This window comes from Pseudodesulfovibrio halophilus DSM 5663, from assembly GCF_059568665.1.
The window spans coordinates 120034-145676 of sequence record NZ_JCANTV010000008.1 but is presented as its reverse complement, the minus strand read 5'-3'; the positions used below and the strand labels follow the sequence as shown (position 1 = coordinate 145676).

23 protein-coding genes and 1 tRNA gene are annotated in these 25643 nt (G+C 58.0%); 15 read left to right on the top strand and 9 right to left on the bottom strand.

Annotated features, from left to right (window positions below):
• Positions 1 to 183: 183 nt before the first annotated feature.
• Genes BR24_RS02750 through amrB form a run of 3 tightly spaced genes read left to right on the top strand, consistent with a single transcriptional unit; the run spans position 184 to position 5428 of the window.
• Complete coding sequence (locus tag BR24_RS02750) at positions 184 to 1209, top strand: sigma-54 interaction domain-containing protein (protein WP_496539978.1); 1026 nt, start codon at positions 184 to 186, stop codon at positions 1207 to 1209.
• Between the two features lie 51 nt (positions 1210 to 1260).
• A complete protein-coding gene (locus tag BR24_RS02745) occupies positions 1261 to 4605 on the top strand; it encodes a tetratricopeptide repeat protein (RefSeq protein ID WP_496539977.1) in 3345 nt (1114 codons plus the stop codon).
• A 13-nt stretch (positions 4606 to 4618) separates the two neighbouring features.
• Complete coding sequence (amrB, locus tag BR24_RS02740; RefSeq protein WP_496539976.1) at positions 4619 to 5428, top strand: AmmeMemoRadiSam system protein B; 810 nt, start codon at positions 4619 to 4621, stop codon at positions 5426 to 5428.
• A gap of 414 nt (positions 5429 to 5842) precedes the next feature.
• On the opposite strand, the gene BR24_RS02735 is transcribed toward amrB, so the two are convergent.
• Positions 5843 to 8149 carry a sensor histidine kinase gene (locus tag BR24_RS02735; protein ID WP_496539975.1) on the bottom strand — a complete coding sequence of 769 codons (2307 nt, stop codon included), beginning with the start codon at positions 8147 to 8149 and terminating at the stop codon, positions 5843 to 5845.
• A gap of 115 nt (positions 8150 to 8264) precedes the next feature.
• Here BR24_RS02735 and BR24_RS02730 point away from each other — a divergent pair, with 115 nt between their 5' ends.
• Complete coding sequence (locus BR24_RS02730; protein WP_496539974.1) at positions 8265 to 9584, top strand: EAL and HDOD domain-containing protein; 1320 nt, start codon at positions 8265 to 8267, stop codon at positions 9582 to 9584.
• Here the strand turns inward: BR24_RS02730 and BR24_RS02725 are convergent.
• From BR24_RS02725 to BR24_RS02715, 3 genes are read right to left on the bottom strand one after another with little or no spacing between them, the layout of a single operon-like run.
• Positions 9578 to 10264 carry an STAS domain-containing protein gene (locus BR24_RS02725; protein WP_496539973.1) on the bottom strand — a complete coding sequence of 229 codons (687 nt, stop codon included), beginning with the start codon at positions 10262 to 10264 and terminating at the stop codon, positions 9578 to 9580. The two genes, BR24_RS02730 and BR24_RS02725, sit on opposite strands and share 7 nt — an antisense overlap.
• A complete protein-coding gene (locus BR24_RS02720; RefSeq protein ID WP_496539972.1) occupies positions 10261 to 12267 on the bottom strand; it encodes an ATP-binding protein in 2007 nt (668 codons plus the stop codon). Before BR24_RS02720 ends, BR24_RS02725 begins: the two co-directional genes overlap by 4 nt.
• Positions 12264 to 13487: an ABC transporter substrate-binding protein gene (locus tag BR24_RS02715; RefSeq protein WP_496539971.1), complete on the bottom strand. Its 1224-nt coding sequence runs from the start codon at positions 13485 to 13487 to the stop codon at positions 12264 to 12266. The genes BR24_RS02720 and BR24_RS02715 overlap by 4 nt, the downstream gene beginning before the upstream one ends.
• 155 nt (positions 13488 to 13642) lie before the next feature.
• On the opposite strand from BR24_RS02715, the gene BR24_RS02710 reads away from it, so the two are divergent.
• Positions 13643 to 13718 (top strand) — tRNA-Thr (locus BR24_RS02710).
• Between the two features lie 168 nt (positions 13719 to 13886).
• On the opposite strand, the gene BR24_RS02705 is transcribed toward BR24_RS02710, so the two are convergent.
• The 3 genes from BR24_RS02705 to BR24_RS02695 all read right to left on the bottom strand — a co-directional run bounded on the left by BR24_RS02705 (position 13887) and on the right by BR24_RS02695 (position 15743).
• Complete coding sequence (locus tag BR24_RS02705) at positions 13887 to 14912, bottom strand: tyrosine-type recombinase/integrase (RefSeq protein ID WP_496539970.1); 1026 nt, start codon at positions 14910 to 14912, stop codon at positions 13887 to 13889.
• 7 nt (positions 14913 to 14919) lie between these two features.
• Entirely contained in the window at positions 14920 to 15075 is a 156-nt protein-coding gene (locus tag BR24_RS02700) for a hypothetical protein (RefSeq protein WP_496539969.1), read from the bottom strand.
• Positions 15076 to 15230: 155 nt separating this feature from the next.
• Positions 15231 to 15743 (bottom strand): hypothetical protein, encoded by a 513-nt coding sequence (locus tag BR24_RS02695; RefSeq protein WP_496539968.1) that lies wholly within the window; start codon positions 15741 to 15743, stop codon positions 15231 to 15233.
• A 71-nt stretch (positions 15744 to 15814) separates the two neighbouring features.
• Between BR24_RS02695 and BR24_RS02690 the strand changes: the two genes are divergently transcribed.
• The 10 genes from BR24_RS02690 (at position 15815) to BR24_RS02645 (ending at position 23339) form a co-directional block, all read left to right on the top strand.
• Positions 15815 to 16033, top strand: coding sequence for a hypothetical protein (locus BR24_RS02690; protein ID WP_496539967.1), 219 nt, complete (start codon positions 15815 to 15817; stop codon positions 16031 to 16033).
• 41 nt (positions 16034 to 16074) lie between these two features.
• A complete protein-coding gene (locus BR24_RS02685; RefSeq protein ID WP_496539966.1) occupies positions 16075 to 16569 on the top strand; it encodes a phage regulatory CII family protein in 495 nt (164 codons plus the stop codon).
• On the top strand, positions 16566 to 16913 hold the full coding sequence (locus tag BR24_RS02680; protein WP_496539965.1) for a hypothetical protein: 348 nt from the start codon (positions 16566 to 16568) through the stop codon (positions 16911 to 16913). Before BR24_RS02685 ends, BR24_RS02680 begins: the two co-directional genes overlap by 4 nt.
• 3 nt (positions 16914 to 16916) lie before the next feature.
• Entirely contained in the window at positions 16917 to 19565 is a 2649-nt protein-coding gene (locus tag BR24_RS02675) for a toprim domain-containing protein (protein WP_496539964.1), read from the top strand.
• A gap of 14 nt (positions 19566 to 19579) precedes the next feature.
• On the top strand, positions 19580 to 19762 hold the full coding sequence (locus tag BR24_RS02670) for a hypothetical protein (protein ID WP_496539963.1): 183 nt from the start codon (positions 19580 to 19582) through the stop codon (positions 19760 to 19762).
• Positions 19763 to 19796: 34 nt separating this feature from the next.
• Positions 19797 to 19997 carry a hypothetical protein gene (locus tag BR24_RS02665; protein ID WP_496539962.1) on the top strand — a complete coding sequence of 67 codons (201 nt, stop codon included), beginning with the start codon at positions 19797 to 19799 and terminating at the stop codon, positions 19995 to 19997.
• Between the two features lie 756 nt (positions 19998 to 20753).
• Positions 20754 to 20927 carry a hypothetical protein gene (locus tag BR24_RS02660; protein WP_496539961.1) on the top strand — a complete coding sequence of 58 codons (174 nt, stop codon included), beginning with the start codon at positions 20754 to 20756 and terminating at the stop codon, positions 20925 to 20927.
• Between the two features lie 292 nt (positions 20928 to 21219).
• The gene (locus BR24_RS02655; protein ID WP_496539960.1) at positions 21220 to 22107 is read left to right on the top strand and encodes a hypothetical protein; all 888 of its coding nucleotides are present in this window, start codon (positions 21220 to 21222) and stop codon (positions 22105 to 22107) included.
• An 804-nt stretch (positions 22108 to 22911) separates the two neighbouring features.
• Positions 22912 to 23133 carry a hypothetical protein gene (locus BR24_RS02650; protein WP_496539959.1) on the top strand — a complete coding sequence of 74 codons (222 nt, stop codon included), beginning with the start codon at positions 22912 to 22914 and terminating at the stop codon, positions 23131 to 23133.
• Positions 23121 to 23339, top strand: coding sequence for a hypothetical protein (locus tag BR24_RS02645; RefSeq protein WP_496539958.1), 219 nt, complete (start codon positions 23121 to 23123; stop codon positions 23337 to 23339). The genes BR24_RS02650 and BR24_RS02645 overlap by 13 nt, the downstream gene beginning before the upstream one ends.
• A gap of 1208 nt (positions 23340 to 24547) precedes the next feature.
• On the opposite strand, the gene BR24_RS02640 is transcribed toward BR24_RS02645, so the two are convergent.
• Complete coding sequence (locus BR24_RS02640; RefSeq protein ID WP_462999710.1) at positions 24548 to 24787, bottom strand: ogr/Delta-like zinc finger family protein; 240 nt, start codon at positions 24785 to 24787, stop codon at positions 24548 to 24550.
• Between the two features lie 21 nt (positions 24788 to 24808).
• Positions 24809 to 25642 (bottom strand): phage portal protein, encoded by an 834-nt coding sequence (locus BR24_RS02635; RefSeq protein WP_496539957.1) that lies wholly within the window; start codon positions 25640 to 25642, stop codon positions 24809 to 24811.
• Between the last annotated feature and the right edge of the window lies 1 nt (position 25643).

Below are 25643 nucleotides of genomic sequence, written 5' to 3'. Positions count from 1 at the left end.
GCTCCCGACCGGGAAGGCGGGGTTTCGTTTTGCGGTGTGGAAAAACCGCAGTGCATGTTTAGAAATTTTTTAAAAAAATCGGATACCGCTTGACATGGTGTCATTAGATTGACAGAGAGTGTAGAGCGTAGGGTGAATCGCGACGTGTTGCGCGCGGTTCGCGAGTTCTGAAGCGGAGGATCAATGGCGCTGAAACTTGACGGTATCATCGGGGGCAGCCCGGCCCTGACCGAAGTCTTCAAGGTTCTGGAGAAGGTCGCCCCCACCGAGAGCACGGTGCTCGTGAGCGGGGAGTCCGGCACAGGCAAGGAGCTGCTGGTCAGGGCGCTGCATCGCAACAGCGATCGTCGCGACAGGCCTTTCGTTCCCATCAACTGCGGCGCCATCCCCAAAGAGCTGCTCGAATCCGAACTGTTCGGCCATGAAAAGGGCGCTTTCACCCATGCGGTGCGCTCCCGCCCCGGTCGTTTCGAGCTGGCGGACGGCGGCACCATTTTCCTCGACGAAATCGGGGAGATGGACCTGAGTCTTCAGGTGAAGATCCTGCGCGCCCTTCAGGAAAAGGAAATCGAGCGCGTGGGCGGCACGCAGGTCAAGAGCGTCGATGTGCGCGTGGTCGCCGCCACCAACCGCGATCTGGAGGTGGAGGTCGCCGCCGGTCGGTTCCGGGAGGACCTCTTCTACCGGCTCAATGTCATCCCCATGCACCTTCCGCCGCTTCGCGAACGCGGGGCGGACATCCTCGAACTCGCCCGTCATTTCCTGGGAGGCTTCTGCCGCGACAAGGGCCGCAAACGCCTGAAACTGACCCGGGACGCTCGAGAGATGTTTCTGACCTACTCCTGGCCGGGCAACGTGCGCGAGCTGGAAAATTTCATGGAACGCCTCTCCATCCTCTGCGACGGGGAGGAAGTTCTGCCCGAGGACCTGCCGGACAAGATGTGGCAGGACATCGGCGAAAAACCCCGCAGAAAGGAAGAGGAGGTCATGGTCCGGCCCGCCGGATTCGCATGGCCCACCCTGAGCGACATGAACGACAAGGCCGGCGACCTCAAAGCCTTTCTGGAATCCGTCGAGGACAGGCTTCTTCTCGAAGCTCTGGACGAGGCGGAAGGGGTCAAGAACCGGGCCGCCGAACTGTTGGGAATCAAGCGGACAACGCTCATAGAGAAGCTCAAAAAGCGCAAATTGCTGGACAACAAGCAATAGCGGCCCCGGTGCGTCCGGGGTTGCAGCACGGAAATTGCAAAGGCAACCCTCGTGACCGAGATACGTCTGCACCGAATCGTCTGGCTGCTGGCCGCCCTGATGTCCGGGTTGCTTCTGGCAACACCGGCCAAGGCCTTGAGCATTGCCTATGCCCAGCGCGGCGATTCAGACCGTTTCACCTTCACGTTCGACGGTTCCCGCCCGGAATTTTCGGTAAAGCGCACAGGACGGCAACAGATCACCGTGCAGTTCCCTCCCGGTTTCTGGGACGATGAACGCCAGCCCTCCACATCCGCTTTTCAGGGCGCCAAGCTCGTGGACTCGGTAAATATTTCCGGCAATTCCCTCCTTATTCGCACCGGCACCGACGCCTTCGGCTACCTGCGACTCAATGTCCCGGGACGCCCGGAGTTCGTCCTGCAAGTGTTCCGGGATCCCATCGGCGCCAAATGGAAACCCGAGTCGGAGCGCAGGATCGCGCCTGATCCGGAACCCGCTCCCCGACCCGAGCCGCAACCTCGGCCGGAGCCCGCCCCCGAGCCTGAACCGGAGCCGGAACCTGCCCCCGACCCTGATCCCGCTCCTGCGCCAACGCAGGAAGCTGCGGAGCCCGCACAGTCCGCCAGCGACATCGCCGCAAGGCTGGACGAGGTTCAGCCTGCGCCGAGGTCTCCCGAAGCGCAGCCCGCCCAGCAGGCGGAAGAGAGGCCCGCCCCGGTCCCGCAGACGGAACAGGTACCGGCAGAGCCCGCTCCGGAGACGCCCGCCCCGGTCAGTCAGGCCATGCCCGCTCCGGACAAGCCGTTTTACTCCGTACCGTACTCCGTGCGCAGTCAGGTAGTCGCCCCCCCGGCACCCGGCGAGGAGCCGGCCCCCCCGCAGCCCGTGCCGTCGGATGTCGCCGACACCGCCCCCACCGCGAAAGGGGAGGTGCGTTTTCAGGCGCAGAACCGAGACGCGGAGGACGTCAAACTTTCCGAACTGGACGGAGAAGGCGCATCGCAACCGGTAGCCCCGGCCCCGGAACAGGAGGCGGGCGGTCAGGTCGCTCCGCCACCGCCGCAGGGAGAGGATCCGGCGCCCGTCGAACCAGCGGAGCGCCCGCTCCCCGAGCCCGTGGCGGAAGACATGGCCGCGGCTGACGCCTCCACCGCGCCCGGAGCAGTATCCGGCGCAGTGGTCCCGCCCCCGACGCAGAAGGCTCCCGTCGAGCCTCCCACCTCGGAAGAGGTGAAGACCGATGCGCCAATCGTGCAGGAGACGGCGGACCCCGCCCCAGCTCCTGATCCTGCTGTGGAAAAGCCCCCCGAGGCTGCACCGGAAACCGGTGAAACAGCATCCGCCGAATCAACCGCAACGGCCAACGCCACGCAGGAAGAGGAACCCGTCACCCTCCCGGAAGGCGTGCCGGAAAAGGACCTCACTCCCGCCCAGAAGCAGCTGCTGGTCAAGAACAAGATGTACGACGCCCAGTCCATGATGTTCAACGGCGAGTTGCAGGAGGCTCTGGCGATCTATGAAGAGCTGCTGCAGAAGCCCTATCTTCCCGAAGATATGCGCGAAGAGATCCTCTATGCCGTGGCCGACATCAAGATGCAGCTCTACAAGAACGACCCGGAAGGCTTCTACGCCGAGGTCAACGACGCCTACCAGAAGGCACTCAACGCCAACCTCGAGTCCGAGCGGGTGCCGCGTGCGCTTCTGAATCTGGGGCTGGTGAACCTCAGGGCGGGCAACGTGCCCGAGGCCAAGGCGTACTTCAACATCCTGCGCAACAAGTATCCGGACGACCCGAACATCCCGGCCATCAGCTATTACTGGGGCGACTACTATTTCAAGCGCGGCGACTATCAGGAGGCCGCCGAGCAGCTCCAGTACATGATCCAGAAGTACCCGGAACACGAGCTTGTAAAATCGGCCGCCTACCTGCTGGCGCAGGCCCTCGAGCGCACTGGTTACGACAAGCAGGCCTTTCAGGTGGTTGACTACATCGACAAGCGCTGGCCCGACTTCTACATGCAGCGCCCGGAATTCCTGATGCTCGCAGGCAGCATCGAGGAGCGGGTGGGCAAGCTCCGTCAGGCCAAGGACCACTATTTCACCTATTACAACCTCAACCCCGCCGCGGATCGGGCCGACATCGCCATGGCCAAGATCGGGGACCTGTATCTCCAGATGGACCTTCAGGACCCTGCCAAGGAGATCTACCAGAAGGCCGCCAAGGAGTTCCCGGACAAGGAGGGCGGACTCATCGCAAAGATGCGGCTGGCCGAGGAAGGCATCTACGACGACCCCACGCTCGTGCAGATGGGCAGCGTCTTCGACCGCCCCTACAACCTGCAGCCCGTGAACATATACAAGGAAATTGTCGAGAAGCATCCGGAAAGCCCGCTGGCTCCGGTGGCGCAGCTCAAGCTCGCCATGTGGTACGCCTTCCACAACAAGAACGCGGACGCCCTGGCCGCCGCGCAGGACTTCCTCGACCTGTTCCCGGAGAGCGAACTCGCCCCCAGGGCCAGAAAGCTCGGCGACAGCGTCTTCGTCAAGGCCGTCCCCGGCCTCATGGAGCAGGAGCACTACAAGCGCATCGTACGCTACTGGGAAGACTACGATTTCATCGGCGAAGAGGATACCAAGGTCGACGACGACACCAAACTCATGGTCGCCACCTCCTACTGGAAACTGGACCAGCCCGCCAAAGCCCTTGCCCTGCTTGAGCCGTACCTTGACGAGCAGATTCCCGGCGTCTCGGAAAAAGCGCTCGATCTGGCCGTGAACGTCTACCTCGGCGAATACAACTGGAACGGCATCAACCGTCTGGTGCAACACGCAGAGGAAAACTGGGACATCGACGAAAAACAACTGCGGCAGCTGAACTACGCCCGGGCCATGGCCCTGCAGAACATGGGCGAGGATATTCGCGCCGTACCGCTCTGGGCCGAACTCGCCAAGAATCCCGAGGTGGACCCGTCCTTCCGCGGCTACGCCATGTATTACCTCGCCAAGAACGCCCTGCGAAAACAAGACCTTCGCCGCGTCTTCCTTTACTCGCAGGAGGCGCTCTCCCTGTTGTTGCAGACCGACGGCGACCCCGAAAAGATCAAGGATGCCGTGTTGATGTCCATTAACGCCACCGAACGCTCCGGCCGCTACGAAGAGGCCCTGCGCTGGGTGCGCGAGTACGACAAATACATCACCCCCGACCATCCCGAATGGGCGCCCACGCGTCTGAAGCTGGCCCGCATCTACCGAAAGGCCGGAGCCATGGACGAGTGGAAATCTTTATTGCAGGATATAGTGGAAAGAAAACCCGGAACCCTGCAGGCGGACCTCGCCCGGTCCGAGCTGGAAACCTGGGAACTGGAACAACGGGCGCAGGAGTACGCGCCCCAGTAAACGGGAGGTGCGAATGAACAGGCAACCCTGCGTCGCCGGACGCTTTTATCCCGGCGAACCCGCCGCCCTTCAGGCGGAACTGGACACCTATCTCGATGACGGCGGCGACCCCCGTCAGGCCCAGACACGCCTCGCCATGGTCCCGCACGCGGGCTACATGTTCTCCGGCCCGCTCTGCGGAAGAACCCTCGCACGCGCCAGACTCGCCGACACCATCCTCATGCTCGGCCCCAACCACACCGGCATGGGCACGCCAATGAGCCTCTGGGACAACGGCCACTGGGAATTCCCCGGCGGCTCCACGCCAATCGAGACGGAACTCGCACAGAACCTGCTCGCCAACGTGGACGAGTTCCAGCCCGACACCCGCGCTCACCTGAACGAACACTCCCTTGAAGTCGTGCTGCCCTTTCTGCACCGACTCAACCCCGAAGTGCGCATCGTCCCCGTAGCCGTGGCCGAACAGGACCCCGAAGCGCTCGCCGAAGCAGGAAGACAGGTAGCCGCGGTGCTGAGAAGCCACTCCGAAGACGTGTCCATCGTCGTCAGCTCCGACATGAGCCATTTCATTTCCGAAGAACAGGCCGCCAGACAGGACAAGCTCGCCCTTGATGCCGCTTTGGAAATAGACCCCGAAGCCCTCTGGCAGACAGTACGAACCAACCGGATCTCCATGTGCGGCGTCATGCCCATGACCCTCGGCCTGACAGCAGCAAGAAACCTCGGAGCAACCTCTGCCACGCTTACCGGATACACCTCGTCAGCAAAAGTGACCGGCGACCGGGAACAGGTGGTAGGATACGCAGGAATTATCGTAGAGTAAGCAAAGCAGCCTCCGGCGGGCAGGGGCTCCGCCCCTGCACCCCGGCAAAGGGGCGGCCCCCCTTTGCAATCCCTGGGTTGTCAGCGGGGTTGCAGCGCAGGGTTCATGCGGTCGCACAACCCGCGTCCGTGCTGCAACCCCGCTGACGGGAATTTTGGGTCCTGTGGGGTTTGGCTGACGGAGATTCATGTGTGATCCCCTCGGATAACCAGTTCTTGGTTCCCTAGAGACTCCCCTCACTTATGACCGGCAACCGCCACTCGCCCCCGCCAAGCCGCCAATGAGCTCAGGCTTTCGGAAAGCCTCATGCGGCTTGGCAAGCCAAAGGTTTTTGGGAGATTCTTAAGAACCCTTTTGCAAAAGGGTTCTTAAGCCCCGGAGGGTCCTCGAAGGGCCGCCGAGGGCATATCGGATTCAGGAGATGGGCAGTCGGACCGTGAAGGTGCTTCCTTTGCCGAGGGTGGAATTCACTTCCATGGTGCCGTTGTAATGGTCGATTATTTCGCGACAGATGGCGAGGCCGAGGCCGCTTCCTCTGCGGGTGCGGCGCAGGGTGTCGCCCTGTTCCACGCGATGGAAGCGTTCAAAGATTCGTTCTTTTTCGTCTTCCGGGATTCCTCTGCCCGTGTCGCGCACCTGAACAACGAGCTGATCGTCTTCTGTGGCGGCTTTGAGTTGGATCTGCCCTTTTTCCGTGAACTTGGCGGCGTTGCCGAGGAGGTTGTTGAGCACCTGTTCGAGGCGCTTGGGGTCTGCGTTCAAAGTGGGCAGGGTCTCCGGGATATCCCACTGAAACTCGACCTGGCCGTCTTCGGCAAAGAGCCTTTCTCCTCTGCGCGCGGCGACCATGAGTATCTCGGCGGGGTCCATGGGCGAATCATTCCATTCGAGGCCGCCCGTTTCGAGCTTGGAAAGGTCTAGGAAATCGCTGACGAGTCGGGTGAGATGGTTGCCTTCGTCTTCTATGATATCGAGATTCTTGAGGACTCGTTCTGTCAGGGCTCCGTGTTCGTCACAGACTGTCTCGTCCTTGCGCATGCTCATTATGTCCCTGCGCAGCAGCTTGGTGAAACCGATGACCGATGTCAGCGGGGTCCGAAGGTCGTGGGAAACGGTGGTGAGCATGCTCGATTTCATTTTGTCGAGTTGCAGGAGTCTGGCGTTCGCCTTCTCCAGTTCCCGGCTCTTGTCGACGAGGGAAGCGGTTCTCGCCTGCACGAGCGCTTCCAGTTCAGTGCTGGTCTGGGCAGCCTTCTGTTCCAGTTCGCGCCGACGGGTGATGTCCATGAGCATGACGAGATCCGCTGGCTGGCCGTCCTGCATGACCGTGAGCGAATGGATTTCAACCCAGCCTTCGGAGCCGTCCTTCCTGAGGTTGCGGAACGTGTAGTTCTCCACAGCGTTGCCCGGGGCACCCTGTTTCACGGCCATCTGTTCAGAAACGAGTTTTCTGTCGTTTTCATGGACCAGACCGAGAATGCTCTGGCGGTCGAAGGCCAGCATTTCATCGGGCTCGTAGCCGAATATCTCGGCAAAGGCCGGATTCACGTACTGAAAACGATCCTCCTTGAGCACGGCGATGCCCAGGGGGGCCTGATCGGTATAGACACGGAAGCGCTCCTCGCTCTCGCTCAGGTCCTGCCTTGTCTGGAGGCGGTTGACGGTGTCGCCCATTCGCCGGGCCATCTCCTTGAAGAGATCGACCTCGGCGGGCTTCCATATCTTGTCATGACTGCATTGGTGCAGCCCAAGAGCCCACATGCGGCCGTCGGTGGAGCTGAAGCAGATGACCATCATGCTGCGCACGGAAAAATCCCGCCTGAGCAGTTTGGGAACCTGCTGTTCCGTGGTGGGGTCTGCCGAGAGCGGGCCTTCCATCTGCATGAGCTTCTTCAGCATCGAGCTCATGGTGTTGTCCATAACGAGCTTCTTGCCGAGCGCTTTGAGGCCCGGGTATTCCATGCTCGTCCGCTCGGCGACGACCTCCCACTCCACGAGGCTGTCCATGGCCTGCGTCAGAAGCCATGCGCGGTCGACACCGAAATAGCGGCGCATATCCTCCATGGCCGAATCCATCACGGACTCGACGGAGTGCCCGGACCGAAGGCTGCGGTCCAGCTCTTCAAGGCCTTTTTCCAGCCACTTTCGCTGATTGTGGTCCTTCTCGGCCTTTTTGCGGTCCATGATATCGAGCAGCACGGCGTCGAGTCGGGTGCCGGATTTCATCTCGAACGGTCTGCCCCGCTCCTGCACCCAGCGGACGACTCCGTCAGCGTGCATGATCCGGTACTCGACGACATACTCCTCGAAGGTCTCCACGGCGTCGCGAATCTTTGAGAGAACACGCTGCCGATCATCGGGCAGCATGACGGAAACGAAGTCCCTGCCCTGCTCGGTGAACGTTTCCGGGGCATGGCCGGAGAGTTTGGCGATGTGGTCACTGACGAAGTCCACGGGCCGCCGGTCGTCATGCGTCGTACGCAGGATGACAGCCGGAATGTTTTCTCCCACGGAATGAGAGCCGTGCGCGGTCGGAGCTTCTGCCCCGGTCTTTTCGCCGCCCCTTTTGGGGAAATCGGCGAACAGCATGAGACCGCCTGCGAGAGCCAGAAGAAGAAGCAGGGCGAAGGCCAGAGGCTGGCCGGGCAGCAGCACCCACGCCAAGCCGGTGAGCGACGCTACCGAAACCGCCGGCAGAAGCCATCGCATAGCTGTATTCATGACATCGCACTCCTGTTCGATTACACAGCCCCGTTCATAGCAATCTCCAAGGTAAAAGGCTACCTGGATGCAGTTCATTTTCCGATATCAATACATGGACGGACAATGTGCGAACATGCTACATGAACAGTGGGACGTATTCCTTTGTCATTACATTTCCATACAGGAGAGTCCTGCCGTGCACGAGACCGATCCTTCCACACAGAACGATTTCAGCATCCTCATGAACCGAGTCCCCGTGTTCGACCGGGAAAGCGCCATTCAAGGCTATGAACTAAGCCTGCATGAGGATGACTCTTCGCCCGTAGAGACCGCAGACCAGTTTTCTGAATTGCTTCGCACGTTCGAGGCGGAACTGTCGCAGGACAAGAAGATTCTGCTCGGCATGGACGGCCGACTGGGGGCAATGGTGCTGCCCGACGCGACGGAGCGTCACATCATCGCTATCAGCCCGGACTCCTCCACCGAGGAAGTGGCGACTGCGAAAAGACTGCGGGAGAGCGGCGCAAAGCTCATGGTCCATTACAGACCCCACAGCCGTGACCGGCATGACCTGCTTCGGGAAGCGGACATTATCCGGCTCTCCATCCGCAACCGCAGTCCAAGAGAGGTCATGGCGGTGCAGAAGGACCTCAAGGGAATGCCGGGGATGAAAATGGCCGCGGATATTGATTCATGGGAGGCGTATGAAGGAACCCGGGCGCTCGGCTTTCAATGGTTCCACGGCCCGTTCTTCACCCGCCCGTTCTTCAGGCCCGGCGAGCCGGTCAGCACGGGTGCCGTGGCCAAACTTCAGATTCTGCGGGAGCTCAACATGCCGGAATGCGACCTGAAGCGCCTCTCCGAGGCCATCGCCACGGACGCGGGGCTGAGCTATCGCCTGCTCTCGTACATCAACTCCGCAGCGTTCAGCCTGCCCAACAAGATCAAATCCATCCAGCAGGCGGTCGCGCTTCTGGGGCTCGAAGAAACCAAGAAGTGGGCCATGGTCGTGCTGATGTCCGGACTGGACGAGACCGACAAGGGAGGCGAGCTGGCCTTCATGGCACTCCAGCACGCCCGTTTCCTCGAAGACATGGCAGCGCTGGAGTCCGTTCCCCACACGCCCGGGACCATGTTCCTGCTGGGGCTGTTCTCCCGATTGGACGCCCTGCTCTCGCACCCCATGCCGCAGCTGCTGGAAAGGCTTCCGCTTGATGACGAGATCAAGCTCGCCCTGTGCGGACGCGAGTCCCCCCTGCGCAACTGGCTGCGAATGCTGGAAGCGGTTCAGCGCGAGGATTGGAAGAAGGCCAACGAGATTCTGTGCGGATACGGGGCGTGCCTGCCAGAGGCCGCGGCAAGCTATCTGCGGGCCTCCTCATGGGCCAACCGCCAGTGCTCCGCCATCTCATGCTCCCTCGGCGCGGAAAGCGCCAGCGACAGCACTCACTGACGCAGCTGGGCCAGACGGAAGATTCCCATCATTTCGAATACGGCGCGGAAATTCTCCGAGAGGCCGGCAATGTAGATGTGTCTGCCGTCCTCCACGCATTTCGACATGCGCCCGGCCAGCGACGAGAGGCCGGCGCCGTTGATGGAGGTGTTCTCCTCGAAGCTCAGAAGGATGTCGCCGTCCGCGGAGCAGGCCTCGTCGAAGGCACGGTTGAGCACGGGGCCGCTCAGTGCGGTGACGTTGCCGCGCACCCGGATGTGCGTCTGGTGGTCCTCTGGCTCCACAGAGACCAGGCTCTCCTCGTTGCGGGAGAGAAGGATCCGCTCCTCGGCGCGTTTCAGGGCCTGCTCCAGCGCCTCTCGCTGGACCGGCTTGTTGATGAAATCCGTGGCGTCCAGGTTCAGCGCCTCGATGGCCAGATCCATATCGCCATGCCCGGTGATGACAACCACCTCTGCCAGCGGCGACAGCTCCTTGACTCGGCGCAGCACCTCTATGCCGTCCATGACGGGCATCTTGATGTCCGTCAGCACGATGTCCGGCCGTTCGCGGTCGAACATCTCGACGCCCTGCTGCCCGTCCGAAGCGGCAAGTGTCTCGTAGCCCATGGCGCCAAGCAGCAGCTTGAACATGTTCAGCGTTGGCTTTTCGTCATCTATTACCAATATTCTGCGGCTCATTGCTTTCGTCCCCTCTCTGGCGCGGCCGGAAAGTCGAGGGTGAACCTCGTGCCCACTCCGGCTTCGCTCTCGATGTCCATGGTTCCACCGTAATCTTTTACTATGCCGTAGGAAATGGCAAGCCCCAGCCCCATCCCCTGGCCGGTTTCCTTGGTGGTGAAGAACGGTTCAAAGACCTTGTCGAGTACGTCTTCCGGTATACCGCCTCCGGTATCGGTCACGGATATCAGCACCCTGCCGTCCTCCTGACAGGTCTCTATGCCGATCCGCCGCGGCGCATCGCCCGACCGCTCGTTGATGGCGTCGCGGGCGTTGGTGACCAGGTTGAACAGCACCTGCTGCAGCCTGTTGCTGTGACCGAGCACCTCGAGGCCGTCGTCGGCCATGGAGAGGTCGAAAAGGATATTGTCCAGCTCGAACTGCCTCTTGAGAATGGAGAGCACATCCGAAACCACCGCGTTCATGGAGACCCGCTCGCGCACCAGGTCCGACTTTCTCCCGAAGGAGCGCAGCGTATTGATTATCTCGGAAGCGCGGTCCACCTGTGTGCTCATCTCGCGGACCACGTCGCGATACTGGTCCGGCCCCACCGTCACGTCGCTTTCGTCCATCATGATCAGGTATTCGCTCCCCATCTTGATGGCATTGAGCGGCTGGTTCAGCTCATGGGCTATGCCCGCGGACATCTCGCCGAGGGATTTCATCTTGCCCGCCTGAATGAGCTGGGCGTCCTTCTCGATCATTTCGGTTATGTCCGTGGCGGAGACCACCACCGCCCTGCGCCCCTTGTACGAGATGGAGCACGCGTGCACGTTGACGTAGAACGGCTCCCCGCCGCCCTTGTAATGAAGCACCTTGGGACGATACAGGCACTCGCTTCCCGGATTGGTGGATTCGAGGCTTCCGGGGACGTATTCCGGCCAGAGGGTCTTGAACTCCATCCCCACAACCTCCTGCCGCGAGTACCCGTACAGCTCCTCCACTCTCGGGTTCGCGTCCAGAATCCGGCCCGTGTCGCAGTCGAGCACGAACACCGGGTCCGGCCCCGAGTCGAACAGGGAGCGGTATTTCTCCTCGGACTCCCGGAGCCTGCGGCGGTAGAGCTTGATGCTCCAGACCATGTTGCGGAACGAGTTGCCCAGCTGCAGGACCTCGTCCCCCTCTCGAGTGCCGTAGAAAAGACAGCTGCCGCAGTTTTTATAGACCTCCGTCTTTTCCAGATCGGCCTGCTCGCGGGCCGAGAGATCAAAATGCCAGCACGGCAGATTCGAGTCCCGATAGGCCGGACAGTCGTTGGGATTCCAGTCCTTCCCGGCGCTCTGCAGCAGCGGCACGTCGAAGTTGCCCCGGCTCACGTCGTCGGCGATCCGCGTCAGATTGCTGATGGGTCTGGTAATGTAATGCGACAGGCGATTGGAAAGGTAGACCGCGATGAGCACGATGCCGGAGATGAACCCGAGAAAGGCCACGCGCAGCTTGGACACGAGGCTGTCTATGTGGCTCTTGCTGAGCCCCACGTGCACCGTGCCGATGCGGTACAGTCCCTCGTTGATGGGCACCGCGATGTCGATGATCGGGGTATCGCCGAAGTTGATGAGCTTGACGCTCCTGATGGCTCCGTCCGGGACCGAGTTCTCCTTGAACCCCTCAGGGACCGGCCGCGTGAGCGTATGGGCGACGATCTCGTTGTTCTGGTCCTCGATGAAAATATAGGATACCAGCCGCCTGCGTTCGTGCAGCCGCACTTCGTCGAAGATCAGCGCCAGCAGCATTGGGTGGTCGTGGTCCAGTATGAACCCGCCGCCGCGCTCCGCTATGGAATGTGCAATGGCGCTGCCGCGCATTTCAAGCTCGCTGGTGAGCGACGAGACGAGAATCCAGCGGGCGATGAACGCGATGGCCACGCTGATGAACATCACGCCGGCCAGCATGGACAGCACCAGCTTGTTCTTGAGGCTCATGACCTCGAACCGCTGCCTCGCCCTTCTGAAGAAGTCCATCATCGCGGCACTCCGAAGGTATGGCAGGGCCGCAACTTGTCCCATTCCTGAAACGGGACGAACCTCCCCCCCTGCAGGCGGGTGAAGAACACGCGGTCCATCCCCTGGTGATCTTTCGGGCCGAAGGAAATGCGCGTGGATTCACCGATGCGCAGGTCGTGTATGGATTCGATTGCGTCGATGAAACCTTCGCGGGTCAGGTCCCTGCCGGCGCGACGCAGCCCCTCGACGAGCACGCGGGCGTTCAGGTACCCCTCCAGCCCCACGAAACTCGGCGGCTCTCCCGGATAATAGCGGTTCAGGAGCGCAATGTAGTCCAGCGCGGCCTCGGCCGGTCTGTGGCGACTGTCGCCGAAGGGCGTCGGAACCACCTGAGACATGACTACAGGCGCCTTGGGGTCGCTCTTCAAGCGGCGGGCGAGCTCTTCCGCCCCCACAAAGGAAACCGTATAGTAGAGCGGATGGTAGTTCTTCCGAGCCGCCTTCATGATGAACTCGGCACACGCGCCGTAGGTGCCTATCATGACCACGGCCTGCGCCCCCGAGCTGCGTATCCGCTTGAGCCCCTCCTGAACGTCGAGGGTGCCCCGGATGTACGACCCCCGCGCAACCGGTTCGAGCCCGAAGCGTTTCAGGGCCAGCTCCGTGCCCACGAGTCCGTCAAAGCCATAGGCGTCGAACTGGTAGAACACGGCGATCTTGCGCATCCCCAGATCCTGAACCATATGCCGGACCGCGGCCTCGGTTTCCTGATAATAGGAGGCGCGGATATTGATGACGTATCGGTTGAACGGCGTCCGCAGGGCGTTGGCGCCTGTAAAGACGCCCAGCAGCGGCACCTTGGCCTCTTCGACCATGGGCAGCACCCGCACGGTCGTGGGCGTTCCCACATAGCTGAAGAGTGCGAAGACCTTGTCTTCTATAAGCAATTTTTGCGTATTGGCGAGACACTTGGGCGGGTCGTAGGCGTCGTCGAGGGCAAGAATCCTTATTTTCCTTCCATGGACGCCGCCGTTTTCGTTGACGTGACGAATGTAGCTCATGGCTCCGCGCAGGGTCTGGGTTCCCAGATATCCCGCATGGCCTGTCAGCGCCAGAGATGATCCTAGCAATATCTCATCTTCCGACACACCGGGAACCCTTGCACGCGTCCCCCCTTCCCCTTGCGAGGGCGAGCACGCAGCCAGCGCGAGAACGAGTAGGGACAACAGCAACCGGACCATGACACCCCTCATTTCACCAACTTATGAAAATAATAATGACACTACTTTTCTTATACAAAAAATACAAGACCACACCGAAGCCGCCCTCCACGCCATTCTCTCCCCGTTTTTGACTTGACTCTCCCGGCCAGTATCGCTTATTTTCTTCCTCCTTCGCCAGAGTAGCTCAGTTGGTAGAGCAACTGATTCGTAATCAGTAGGTCGTCAGTTCAACTCTGATCTCTGGCTCCAGGAAAATCAAAGGCTGATGCGGGTTTGCGCCCGAATCAGCCTTTTTTTGTACTGCCGAAAAATGGCGAAAATTACCCAAAAGGGACCCGTTTTTTGGGGTCCCTTTACCTTTTTGGGGTCCCTTTTGGGTCCCTTTTCGGGTCCCTCTGGGTCACCTTTTGAGGAGTGCTAGGATTTGGACGAGCCGAGCAAATCCACGGGGCCGAGCTTGACCAGGTTGACGGCCTTGTGGAGCTCTTCGTCGGCTACGTGAGCGTAGGTGTCGGCGGTCATGCGGAACTCACTGTGGCCGAGGAGAGCCTGAAGGCTTTTCATGTCCCCGCCGGTTTCGAGGTAGACCACGGCGAAAGAATGCCGAAGGTCGTGCAGGCGAAGGTTTCCGAGGCCTGCTGCGCGCAAAGCCTCTTTGACCTTGTGGGTGAACGTGTCCGGGTGCGACCACTTGGAAAAGATCCGTCCTCGCTCCCTGGGCATGGACTCCAGAACCGCTTTGAAAGCCGAGCTCATGGGATAGAAGCGGCAGAGGTGGCGCTTTTCTCTTGCCACGAAATAGCGGTTTTCGTCCCACCGGATATCCTCCCAGCGGAGCCGAAACAACTCCGCGCGGCGGCGCCCGGTGGCCAAGTACGCCGCAATAAGCCGACGCAGATCCACGTCCTCGACGCTGGCCAGAAATCCCGTGAGCTGTTTTTGCGTCAGGTAGTTCGCCGCGGCTTTTGCCTTGGGCAACTCCTTGGCTCCCCTGAAAGGATTCTTCTGGAGATAGCCCCACTCCACGGCCTTGTTCAGCACCGCCTTTGCGTGCCGCAGATAGTTGTTCACCGTGGAAGGTTTCAGGTGCCGGTGGACGCGCTTGAGCTCGTCCATGGTTTTCATGGTCAGTCGATCCAGCCGAACGTGGCTGCCTTCGATCTGAATGACCTTCTTCAGCGCCAGCCGGTTTGCCTTGAAGGTCTTTTCAGGCTGCACTTCATACGCCCATTCCAGATACTCATCGCGAAAAGTGCCGAGCGTCTTGGAACTGTACCCAGAGATTCTCAGCAGCTTCCCCTCGTTGTACGCCTTGCGGATGCAGGCCAACAGCTTGAGGGCTTCGGAGTAGCTTTTGGTCTTGAGGGATAAGCGGCGGCCGTCGATCTTATAAAACCACGACGTCTTGCCGGCCACCTTGAACGGTTTGCGGCTCAGGCCCATGATGACCTCACAGGCCAGCGGTATGAATCAGAGAGGCCACCTTCGCGTCGAAGGCCGATTCGGAATAGATGGGGAGGGAGTCTTCTCGGATGCGCCAGTCGAACCGCTTTCCGGCCGGGACCTGCTTGGCAACGACCAAGCCATCGACACACCATCGTCTCATTGTGTCCCGACAGACGTTTGCCTTTTTGCAAGCTGTTCCCATTTTTAACCAACGTTCCATTCCAGAGCCCTCACTTAAGAAGGCTCTTTCTGTTGCATATGTGCGACAAGAAGGTCAACAAAAATGCCGACCATCTCCAACCAAAGCCGGGTCAACTACTCGCCGACAATCCCTGACGCCCTCTTCAAAACCGCATCAGGCGATACGCCAACCGCCTTGCATATCTTAGAAAAATCACTTGTCCGCATAGGCTCACGTCCGGTGAGAAGTGCTCGAACATCTGGCAGGTTAAGGACCTCCAGGTCTCTGGCCACATCGTCGAACTCTTTACCCAGAGCCTTAGCTGCAGCAACGAGAGTCGCTGCTATAGCTTTATCCAGTTCCGTCATAGCCCGATCCGGAGACGGTGGCGGCAAATCGACACTGTCACCAAAAACTTTGTTCAGAGGGATCCTCAGCCGGTCCAAGTAGCGAACCATGTCGCGAAAAGACGTGTTCTCACGCACAACACGCTCTGTATACCAGCGGTGCACGGTTGTTCTGTCACAGCCGACCAAACGACTTATCGAGGACTGGGACTCTCCTTCCGAGACCCTTCTGACCACCTCTTCAATGATCAAATCCGCTGCCTGCCGTGTAATGCGATAACTATCCATGTTTTCAGCCATAAGCCCCTCGCTAGTGACAACGTTCACTTTTAGACTTGACTTGACCGTTGACAATTAGCAACATAAGCACCATGAAAAACGCACTCGAACGATACCGGCAGAGGATGGGTCTGGGCTTCGCGGAGCTTGCACGTCAGGTCGAGTACGACCGCGCGACCGTGTGGAAACACTGTCGCGCCAAGCAAGTCCCCGAGTCCGCAGCGGCCCGATACCATGCAAGGTTGCAGATTCCGCTGGAAGATCTGCGCCCGGAACTGTTCAAGGGCAAGCACAAGGTATCAAGCCGATAACCGCCGCTCTACCCGTGTGAACAAACCAGAGGAGCACAACTATGGGACAGCACGACAACGAAATACCGGGACTGCTCAGGCTCGATGCCATTGACGCCTTCAAGCTCGCAGCCCAGAAGTCCGGCAAAGGCGTCGGCGAGATCGCCAAGGAGATGGGCTGGGACGGCGGCCAGGCCCGCAGAATTTTCTCCGTTGACCGCTACTACCCCTCTTACGAGCAACTGCCGAAACTCTGCGGTGTACTCGGCAACACAATCATCATCCAGTGGCTGCAGGTTCAGGCCATGCACGCAGGAATGGCCACGGTCCCGCAGGACATCAACTGCGCAAAGCTGATCCAGCAGATCGGCAAGCTGTTCGGGGAAGTCTCCGACGTGGGCAAGGAAGCGCAGTGCGCGATCGAGGACGGCAAGCTGGAGCCCAAGGAAGTGCGGCGCATCATCCGTGAGCTCAACGACGTGCTGGACCATGGCGCCGACATGCTCGGCACGCTCAGGGCATGGGAACGCGACAACATCGGGAGGGCCTCGGAATGAACAAGCACGAGCTCAAACGCAATGCGCGCAAGGAACGGCTGGCCGAGCTGCTGCAACTGGGGCTGAACGCCGGGCGCAGGGAGTTGGCTCTTTGCAATCTCTTTCCCAAGTTCCGAGACGAGGCGCGGTTTACCAGAGTCTCCGCCCTGCACGCCTTTGTGAACCGGCTTCCCCTGACCGCTCCGCATCCCGGGATTGGTGGGCACCGCAAGCGGGTCATCGTGCTGGATGCCCGGGCGGAAGCATTCGTCCGCCGTGAGCTGAAGCTGCCGGATCCCGACGACGTGCCGGACTTCACGCCGCAGGGTGACCCGATCTTTTCAGCCGCAACCCAGCAAGGTTAACCCATGACCAATCATCGTCCCGACATCGGCGCAGCTGAAGTAGTTCAGGCCTTGATGCAGGAATCCTCCTTCCAGTTTCAGGATCAGGGGGATTACCTGCGCAAGGGCGTATGCCCCAGCTGCGGCAAGAAGGAACTCTACGTGAGCAAGGAGCGGCCCTGGAAGCTGCACTGCGGCCGGCTCAACAAGTGCGGATGGTCGGCAACCACGCGGGAGATTCTTCCCAAGCTGTTCGAGGACTTCTCGCGGCGCTACCCGCCGACCGAGCAGGATCGCAACGCGACAGCCTCCGCCTACCTCGGCATGGACCGGGGATTCGACCTCTCCAAGATTCGGGGCTGGTACGAGCAGGGAGCCTACCAGTTCCCGCGTACCAACCAGTTCGCCCCCACCGTGCGGTTCTATCTGGACCGGGAGCAGGGCATCTACTGGGAGCGGTTCATTGACCGCCGTCCCCGCGACGGCCGCAAGGCCAACTTTGAGGGCAAGTACAAAGGCATGGCGTGGACGCCGCCCGGATTCGCACTGGATAAAGGCGACCGCTGCTATCTGGTGGAAGGCTGCTTTCACGCCATCGCCCTGCACCATCTGGATATCAAGGCCGCGGCCTGCCTTTCGTGCGTGAACTTCCCGGCGCAGCTCATCGAAGAACACAAGGGACAAGACATTACATGGGTCCTCGCGCTGGACGGAGACGAAGCCGGGCGGCGCGACGCTCGAAAACATGCGCGCCGGCTCAAGGAGATGGGCGAGAAGTTCGAGGTTCTGATCCTGCCGAACAACGACAAGGACCTGGACGACTACCACCGCGAACACAAGCTCACCCGCGAGTTCCTCCGCGAGCGCCTCTATCACGGCAAGCTGTTCATGGCGGAAAACGTGGAGGAAAAGGCCTTCCACTTTTACAACAGGCATCAGCTGCGCAAATTCATCCTCGATTTCAAGTCGGCGCTTTACTCCGTGACCGTGGACACCGCCGGACTGCATCACGAGCTGACCCCATCAAAAAAGGACGACGGGGAACCCGACCAGGAACCGATCGAACTGGACTCCCCGCAAGGCTGGGGAATCTTTCTGCGCTATGTGGACGTGGATCAGATCAGCAACGTGAATCCCCGCTTCCTCTACATGGAGCGGGATCCGATCATGGACGAACAGCGGTATGTCTTTCAGATCGAATACGCCAACGGCAACGCGCCTGACATCATCGGGCTGGAGGGCACGAACATCACCAGTCCGGACGCCTTCCACAAGTCGCTACTGAACCGCTCCAGCGGGGGCACCTTCGACGGCGACGTCCGGCAGCTCAAGATCCTGCGCGACAACTGGCTGAACCGGAAAATGAAGACGGTCCAGTCAGTGCCGTTCGTGGGCTATGACCGCGACACCAAGACATACGTTTACCAACAGGCCGCATACAACGGAGGCCGCGAGATACGGCTGAACCGGGACGGCTATTTCCGCATAGGCAACGTGGGCATCAAGACCAACCTGAACGGCGTGGCCATCAACACCGACGGCGATTTCCACCCGGACTGGCTGGACGACTATTTCAAGGCCTTTCACTGGCAGGGACTCGGCCTGCTGGCCTTCTGGCTCGGCAGCCTGTTCGTGCAGCAGATCCGCGCCAAGCACAAGACGTTCCCCTTCTGCGAGTTCACCGGTGAGCCGGGCGCGGGCAAGTCCACCGCTCTGGAGTTCTGCTGGAAGCTCTGCGGCCGCGACGACTACGAAGGGTTCGACATCATGAAGTCCACCATCGCCGGACGCCGGCGCGCCTTCAGCCAGCTTTCCAACCTGCCCATCGTGTTGATCGAATCCGACCGCGACTCGGGCGAGAAGGACGCCAAGGCCCGGCAGTTCAACTTTGACGAGTGCAAACCGTTTTTCAACGGCCGCGGCACAGGGACGCTCGGTGTGGCCAGGCGAAACAACGACGTGGAGGAAAACCTTTTTCAGGCCGCTCTGGTCATCAGCCAGAACGCCGAGGTGGACGGCTCCGAAGCACTCCTACAGCGCATCGTTCATTTCCACGTGGACAAGCGCCACCACACGCCGGACAGCCGCGAGGTGGCCCGTTGGTTCGAGCGGCAGACCTCGCAGTCCGTGGGCGGCTTTTTGCGCAAGGCCCTGCAGAAGGAGCGCGAGATCCTCTCCGTGTATGAAGAGGCCTTCCATCGCTATGAAGAGTGGTTCGCCCAGAGCGACATCCGCAACGAGCGCGTGGTGAAGAACCATGCGCAGATTGCCGCATGCGGCGCAGCGCTGGCCGTGCTGTTCCCGAGCCTGGATCAGGAACGGCAGGACAAGCTGGCCATCTATATTCTTGAACGCGCCCGCAAGCGCGAACAGCGGCTTTCCGCAGACCATCCGCTGGTGGAGCAGTTCTGGGAATCCTTCCACTATTTGAACAGCCAGCACGAGACCAAGGTGGACAACTTCCTGGACCACTCGTCCGATCCCGGCATCATCGCCGTCAACCTGAGCCAGTACCGCGAGCTCTGCCAGAAGCATGGCCAAGAGCTGCCGGACATGAAGACGTTGAAAAAGCTGCTGCCGCAATCCAAGCGCCACAAATTCGTGGAAGCCGGCAGAGCGGTCAGCAGCCAGCACTTCAACAAGACCATGCGCTGTTGGATTTTCAGCAAGTAGTCACTGGAGAAGCCATGAAAGAAACCATCGACCGATTACGGGCGGAGATGCTTTCGCACGAGGCGGAGGTCAAGAAGCGCCGGGATGCGATCCGGGCGCTGCAGGAGGTTTGCGACCACGACTTTGTGCCTGATGGGCATGACAGCCATCACGAATACAAGAGGTGCACGCGCTGCGGCCTGGAGAAACAGGCTTGAGCGGATCAACCGATTCTAGAAAAGGAGATTCCTGATGTTCAGCAACGGATCATGGGCAGTCAATGTCACAACGGTAGGCGAGATGGTGGACGAACTCTCACGGCTCCCGAAAGACATGCCTGTGCAGGGCGTTCTGGAGGATACCGTGGACGCCGTGATCATGAATCGCAGATATGCCTCGGCGTTCGTTGCCTTTGAGGAAGGCGGAGAATGGACGACCGAGGAGGAGGAGTAGCAGAATTATGTACGACAAGCCTTCTCGACCATGTTCGGATCCAGCCATTGCCGCCATTCTGGAATGCCACCAGGATGGCTACTGCCTTGGCAAGGTTCGTTGGGAGAAACGTCCGCACGCCCACGGGGAGCTGCGCAAGGCGGCCAACGTGAGGCGCTGCCCCTATGTAGATGCCTGCCGGCTGTGGTGGCGCCAACACCCTGAACTCACGCAGCACGTGCAGCGGTAGCTCTCCCCCAGCCAAGCGGCCATCGAGGATTCGTCCTTGATGGCCGCTTTGTTGTGTCCTGTTCTTTTACGCACACGCACGTGCGTGTGCGCGACGCGGGACAAGGAATTGCGGAAACCAGAGGGGGCTACGGAAAACCGTAATTGGCGTAATGACTTCCCCTTGAACGTCGGGAAATGCGCGGCAGACAAGGGATTGTGGAATATCCGTATACTGTAATTTTTATGTAATAATACTGTAATCCAATTACACTCATTTCATTACACTTTCCCTATAAACCAACCCACTGTTTTCATTGACCATTACTTTTTTGATTACATTCAATTACCAATTTATTACATTTGCTGCCCCGTTCTTTAACGACTGTAAGGATTGGAAAAATCGTATCAAGCCATTGGCAGATTGCATTAATTACACTTTTCCGTAGCCCCTCCCCCTATAGAGCATTTCAGCTTTGCGGATTCGTCCCGGAGACAGTTCGCGTACCTCCGCCGAGCGGGACGTAAAAAATACAACTCGGAGGCTACATGCTCGAATCGAACACACCTTCCACCGACGACATTCTGAACACGCTTTCCCGAATCGCGCACGCCATGAACTACCTTGCCGATCTGGATCCAGACGCGGCCCCGCTGCTGCGGCTTCTGGCCGAGCGGATATCCATCTGCACTTTGGAACTAGATGAACGAATGGGAGGATAAGGAAAGCCCCCGGCCAGATTGGTCGGGGGCTAGCTGCGACAATGCGTGTTGCCTTTACGCAACAAATGAAGAATGGTAGCCAAAAGAGAATACGCGAACCCAATACGCCTATACGAAGCGCATATGTGAGGAAATAAAACCACCCCGCCCCTATGACCTTGATCAAATAGCGTCGGGAGGCGGAGATGGCTGCATTTTCCTCTACGGAGAAGACGCAACGATAAGGCTCGTTCGTAGATACTAGTCAGGACAGTCTGATTCGAGAGCAAACAAAAAAATAGTGAGGATGACCATGGCAACTCCTGGAGCAAAATTATATGAAATGCGCAACAGAGCACGGACAAAACCGCTAGATTTCGAAGAAACAATGACTTGCCTTCAAAAAATTGAAGGGGCCAAAAACTGTAGAATATTCGACCTCAACAATAGGTCATTACACGCACACAGCCTTAAGCACATTCACAATGGCGAAGGACATTTTATCGATGGATTTTTGAAATATGGCAGTTATGGCATGCATCAGGCCCACCATGATGTTAAAAAAGAAGGAGATGAAGAAGAAATACCAAGTGAACACGCCACCACGAAAGAATTTTACTTCATGCTCTATGACAATTCTCAAAACAAAAAATCCAGCAAACCATACATATTTGCAACGCAACTTTGGGGCCGTGAAAACCCATACTCTTGCGTAAAAAAGTTTTTCTCACGAGATCTTCATTATTGTATGAATCCATTAGTAAATAGAAAGCATCTCACAAAGATGCTTGAAAGTGGACGTGGAAATGAGATGATCCTAAAATTCACAACAACTCCTGAGTACAAAGACGAAATACCATCCGAGGAACCTTGTATAATTACATTGCGAGGCAAGGGCAAAGGATTGACGGAGATATTTAAGGATAAACTGGCGAGTATGCTAAAAAAAGATGACTATGAAAACTTCTTAGAAATATGCGAAGAAGAAGTTGCAACACGGTTCAACTACACTGAGGGCGATCTTGACGAGGTCTCTTTCAAAGTTCTTACGGCAGCTGGCGAAAAGACGGTTTCTTATAGCAAATTATCACAAGGCCTTCAGGAAAAGTATTGCCTGAAAGCACTCTTCAAAGATAACGTACAGCCTGACAGAGGAGATCTACGCAAGGAGTTCCTCGAAATCATTCGCACCTCTTTATGACAAAGACTTTGTTCAAAGCCATATCCCTGTACATGGAAGGGTTTAGGACCGAGAAATCTAACAGATTGACCTCTAGATTTTACGTTCCTCACTCCCTTCCTGTACTTCTCAGCTTTGTTGGCATCATCTGTGAGTGGCAGGTAAAGACAGCCCTATCCTCATTTGGATCTTTGCTTGCCCTTGTATTTGGATTCACAACAACGATTTCGCTATTCATATTTCAACAATTGTCAGAAACTGACTTCGATAAACACACAGATTTTGAAATAGAAAATAGATTAAAACTTCGGTATGTATTTTATGCTTCAATACTATCTTCAGTTGGAAGCATCTTTCTCGTTTTCATAATGTTAATTGACCACCTTTCCAACATTTTCAGCATGTCTTTTTCTCTCAACACACTTTGCTTCAACATTACTATATATCCATTCTCTATCTTGTTTATATTCTTTATGTGCTTGACCTTGCTCATTATGATTCAAATCATTCTACAGATGGTTCGTCATTTTGATTTCAAGGTATCAAACCACAAAGACTAACTTCCGTTGCCGCAACCCCCTTGACACCCACCCCACCCCTGTGGCTAACTCTTCTCAGGTGCTAAACACACCGTAGGCGGAAGCCACACCCGAAAGACGTGGTTTTTTTGTGCCCGACGAGGGGCAGAACTACGACTATATTTTGTCGGGTGGTGGCCGAATACAATACCCTTCGGGGGAATACGCCAGCAGCTCCTACGCTGTGTTTACCACCCGGCATCTTTCATTTCGAAGGATGTCCATAAACAAACGTAGGAGAAGCCTCATGGCACACACGCCCCACCCCAATTCCCTTTCCGTAGTGGATGATCTTCACGATGTGGCGGCAACGCTCGACACGTTGCGCGACAAGGCGACCGGACCGGAATCGGTCGCGCTGGACTATCTGGCCGAAGCGGTCCGCCGCAGTGCGACGCAAGTAGCCATCAGCGCCGCCCCGGCCAGCCGGATCCACCAGCACGGAGGCGAAGCATCATGGCAGCAGTAAACCTTACCGCCCACCAAGCCCTCTGCCGCCTTTACTCCATCTCCTTCTCCTTGGACGAGCTCGCGCAGATCACCGAGTCCTCCGCCGAGACGAGTCTAGCCAGCACCCTGAACCTGCTGCACCAATGCTCGGAAGAAGCCCTGCACGTCATCAACCCGCATATTCCACAGTCGAAGCGAATACGCCCGGAACTGAACGAAGAATAAAGAAAGCCCCGGCAGCCGAAAGGTTGCCGGGGCACCTATTTACTATGCCTTACAATTGTTGTAGAAATACAACACAGTCTAGTTGGCTAACCTGAATGCACACTGCGTTAGCTTCTTTGAAATAGTCCTTGTGCATGGACATAGCCTATCGAGAGGTTCGCATGAAGCGCTCCACAGATAGGAGCCCTATCGGGATTCGCATTGTAATTCCCGATTGGCTCTCAGTACTGCTCTGCGTCGAGATAGCGAAGACATTACTTGCTTCTGCCCATTCATTGTTTTGGGGTGATGTAAGCATTAATGTTAGCTTCCACATCTCTCACCTGCTGTAGCTGGTCTGTGAACAAGAGTGCGAGAATATTGAATAAGAAAACAACACGCATATATCTAGCATGCAGGTTAGCACACGGCCCTAACGCTGGCTAAATCTGCACTTATACAATGCATCATAACAGGTGGCTACACTCTGGATTAAAGAGTTTCTGTAGCGTAAAGCCAACCATTACCGCCGATAGTCCCGCGGGGACAATCCTGAACAGTATCTACAAGCCCGTCATTTTGTATTCACAAAATGACTCAGGGCCTATCCAAATGAGCCATCCCTTGAGGATGTGATAAAACACTACCCTAGGCAGCTACTTTCGTCTCTCAGAGATAATGTGGCGTAAGGCCGACAACACTAGCGATAGTCCCGTCGGGACAATCCTGAACAGTATCTACAAGCCCGTCATTTTGAATTCACAAAATGACTCAGGGCCTATCCAAATGAGCCATCCCTCGAGGATGTGAAAAAACACTACCCTAGGCAGCTACTTTCGTCTCTCAGAGATAATGTGGCGTAAGGCCGACAACACTACCGATGTCCCGTCGGGACAATCCTGAACAGTATCTACAAGCCCGTCATTTTGAATTCACGAGATGACCAAGGGCCTATCTAACAGCGCCATCTCTTGAGAAGAAAGATGGAGAAGCGAAAGATTAAACATGCGTTTAATGGGCTCGGCAAGTCGAGTCTTTGGCATTGTACCTTTAATGGATACAGTCAACAAACGGCTCACACTGCCCAAGCATCCAGACACCAAACTAGATCATAACCAGCCTGTCGGCTGGACATATTGTCGCACATGCTTGTTGGGCCATGCTATAGGCTACAAACAAAGCCCCGGCATCTTGCCGGGGCTTCCTCTTTTACTGCTTCAACATACTCTTCACCCAAACAAACTCGCCTGCTCCGCAGGCGCAGTCTCGCGGATCCGGCGGCGCATGTCATCGGGGAAGTCCAGCGCGCTGGGTGAGAGGGTGTGGGAAAACTCGATGTTTATGACAAAGGTGTGTCCGCAGGTCGGGTCCGTGCATTGGCAGTAGGCCTGCTTCAGCTCTCCGCCTACTTCTTTTGAGCTGCAGATCCTCGCCTTTCTGCCGCACTTGCATTGCACTCGAAACGCCATGGTGATCACCTCGCTTATCGATCACATTGGACTTGTTTCATTTTCCGGGTCAAACCGGACCCTGCCCCGGCTGGGTAGGACCTCGTTCACACCCTCCGCCAGCAGGTCCTGAACCGGACGGATCTCGTTTCGCTGATACACCTCGTCGATCTTGGTGATGTCGCCGAAGCCGCCGTTGTTCTCAGGGATGAGGCAGGCCATCGCCGGCGGGATCCGGTGGGCCGCGATGATGTCGTCCCGCGAGAGGTTCTTGATCTTCTCCAAATCGTCCTTGGTGGAGAAGTCACCCACCGGCAGGATCTGCACGTCCTTTTCCTTGCCGTTGGGAATATGGAGAAACATGGACCGGAAGTTCCCGACGCCCTTGGTGCTCTTGATTCGCTCCGTGATCTCGTCCTGCACGTCCTTGTCCAGATTGCCGCCCGCGTAAAAGACGTAGCCCATGTGCGCCCCGTTCTTGTAATATTTGCGACGAAACAGCGTGGCGTCCTCATTGAGCAGCATGGACTGCATGGCACCCAGATAGCCCGGCAGGCCGTAGACGCTCTGGCTCACGTCATAGTTGTGCAGGTGCAGGACCTCGCCCGGCTCGAACTCGGTTATCTCGCCGGTGAGCTGCAACATGCAAAACGTGTCCGCTTTCTTCATGCGCCGCATGTTGATGGCGGGCAGATGCCGCAGCTGCACCACCTCGCCCAGCCAGTTGCGCACCATCTGATAGTAGGCATTGGCGAACACCATGAAGTCGGTTGCGCCCGCGTGCATATCCCTGCGCGAGAGCGCCGGAGAGCTCTTGAAGCCGCGCATGATCTGCAGGACTTTTGGCTTGGCCCAATGCTCCCCCCTACAAATCAAC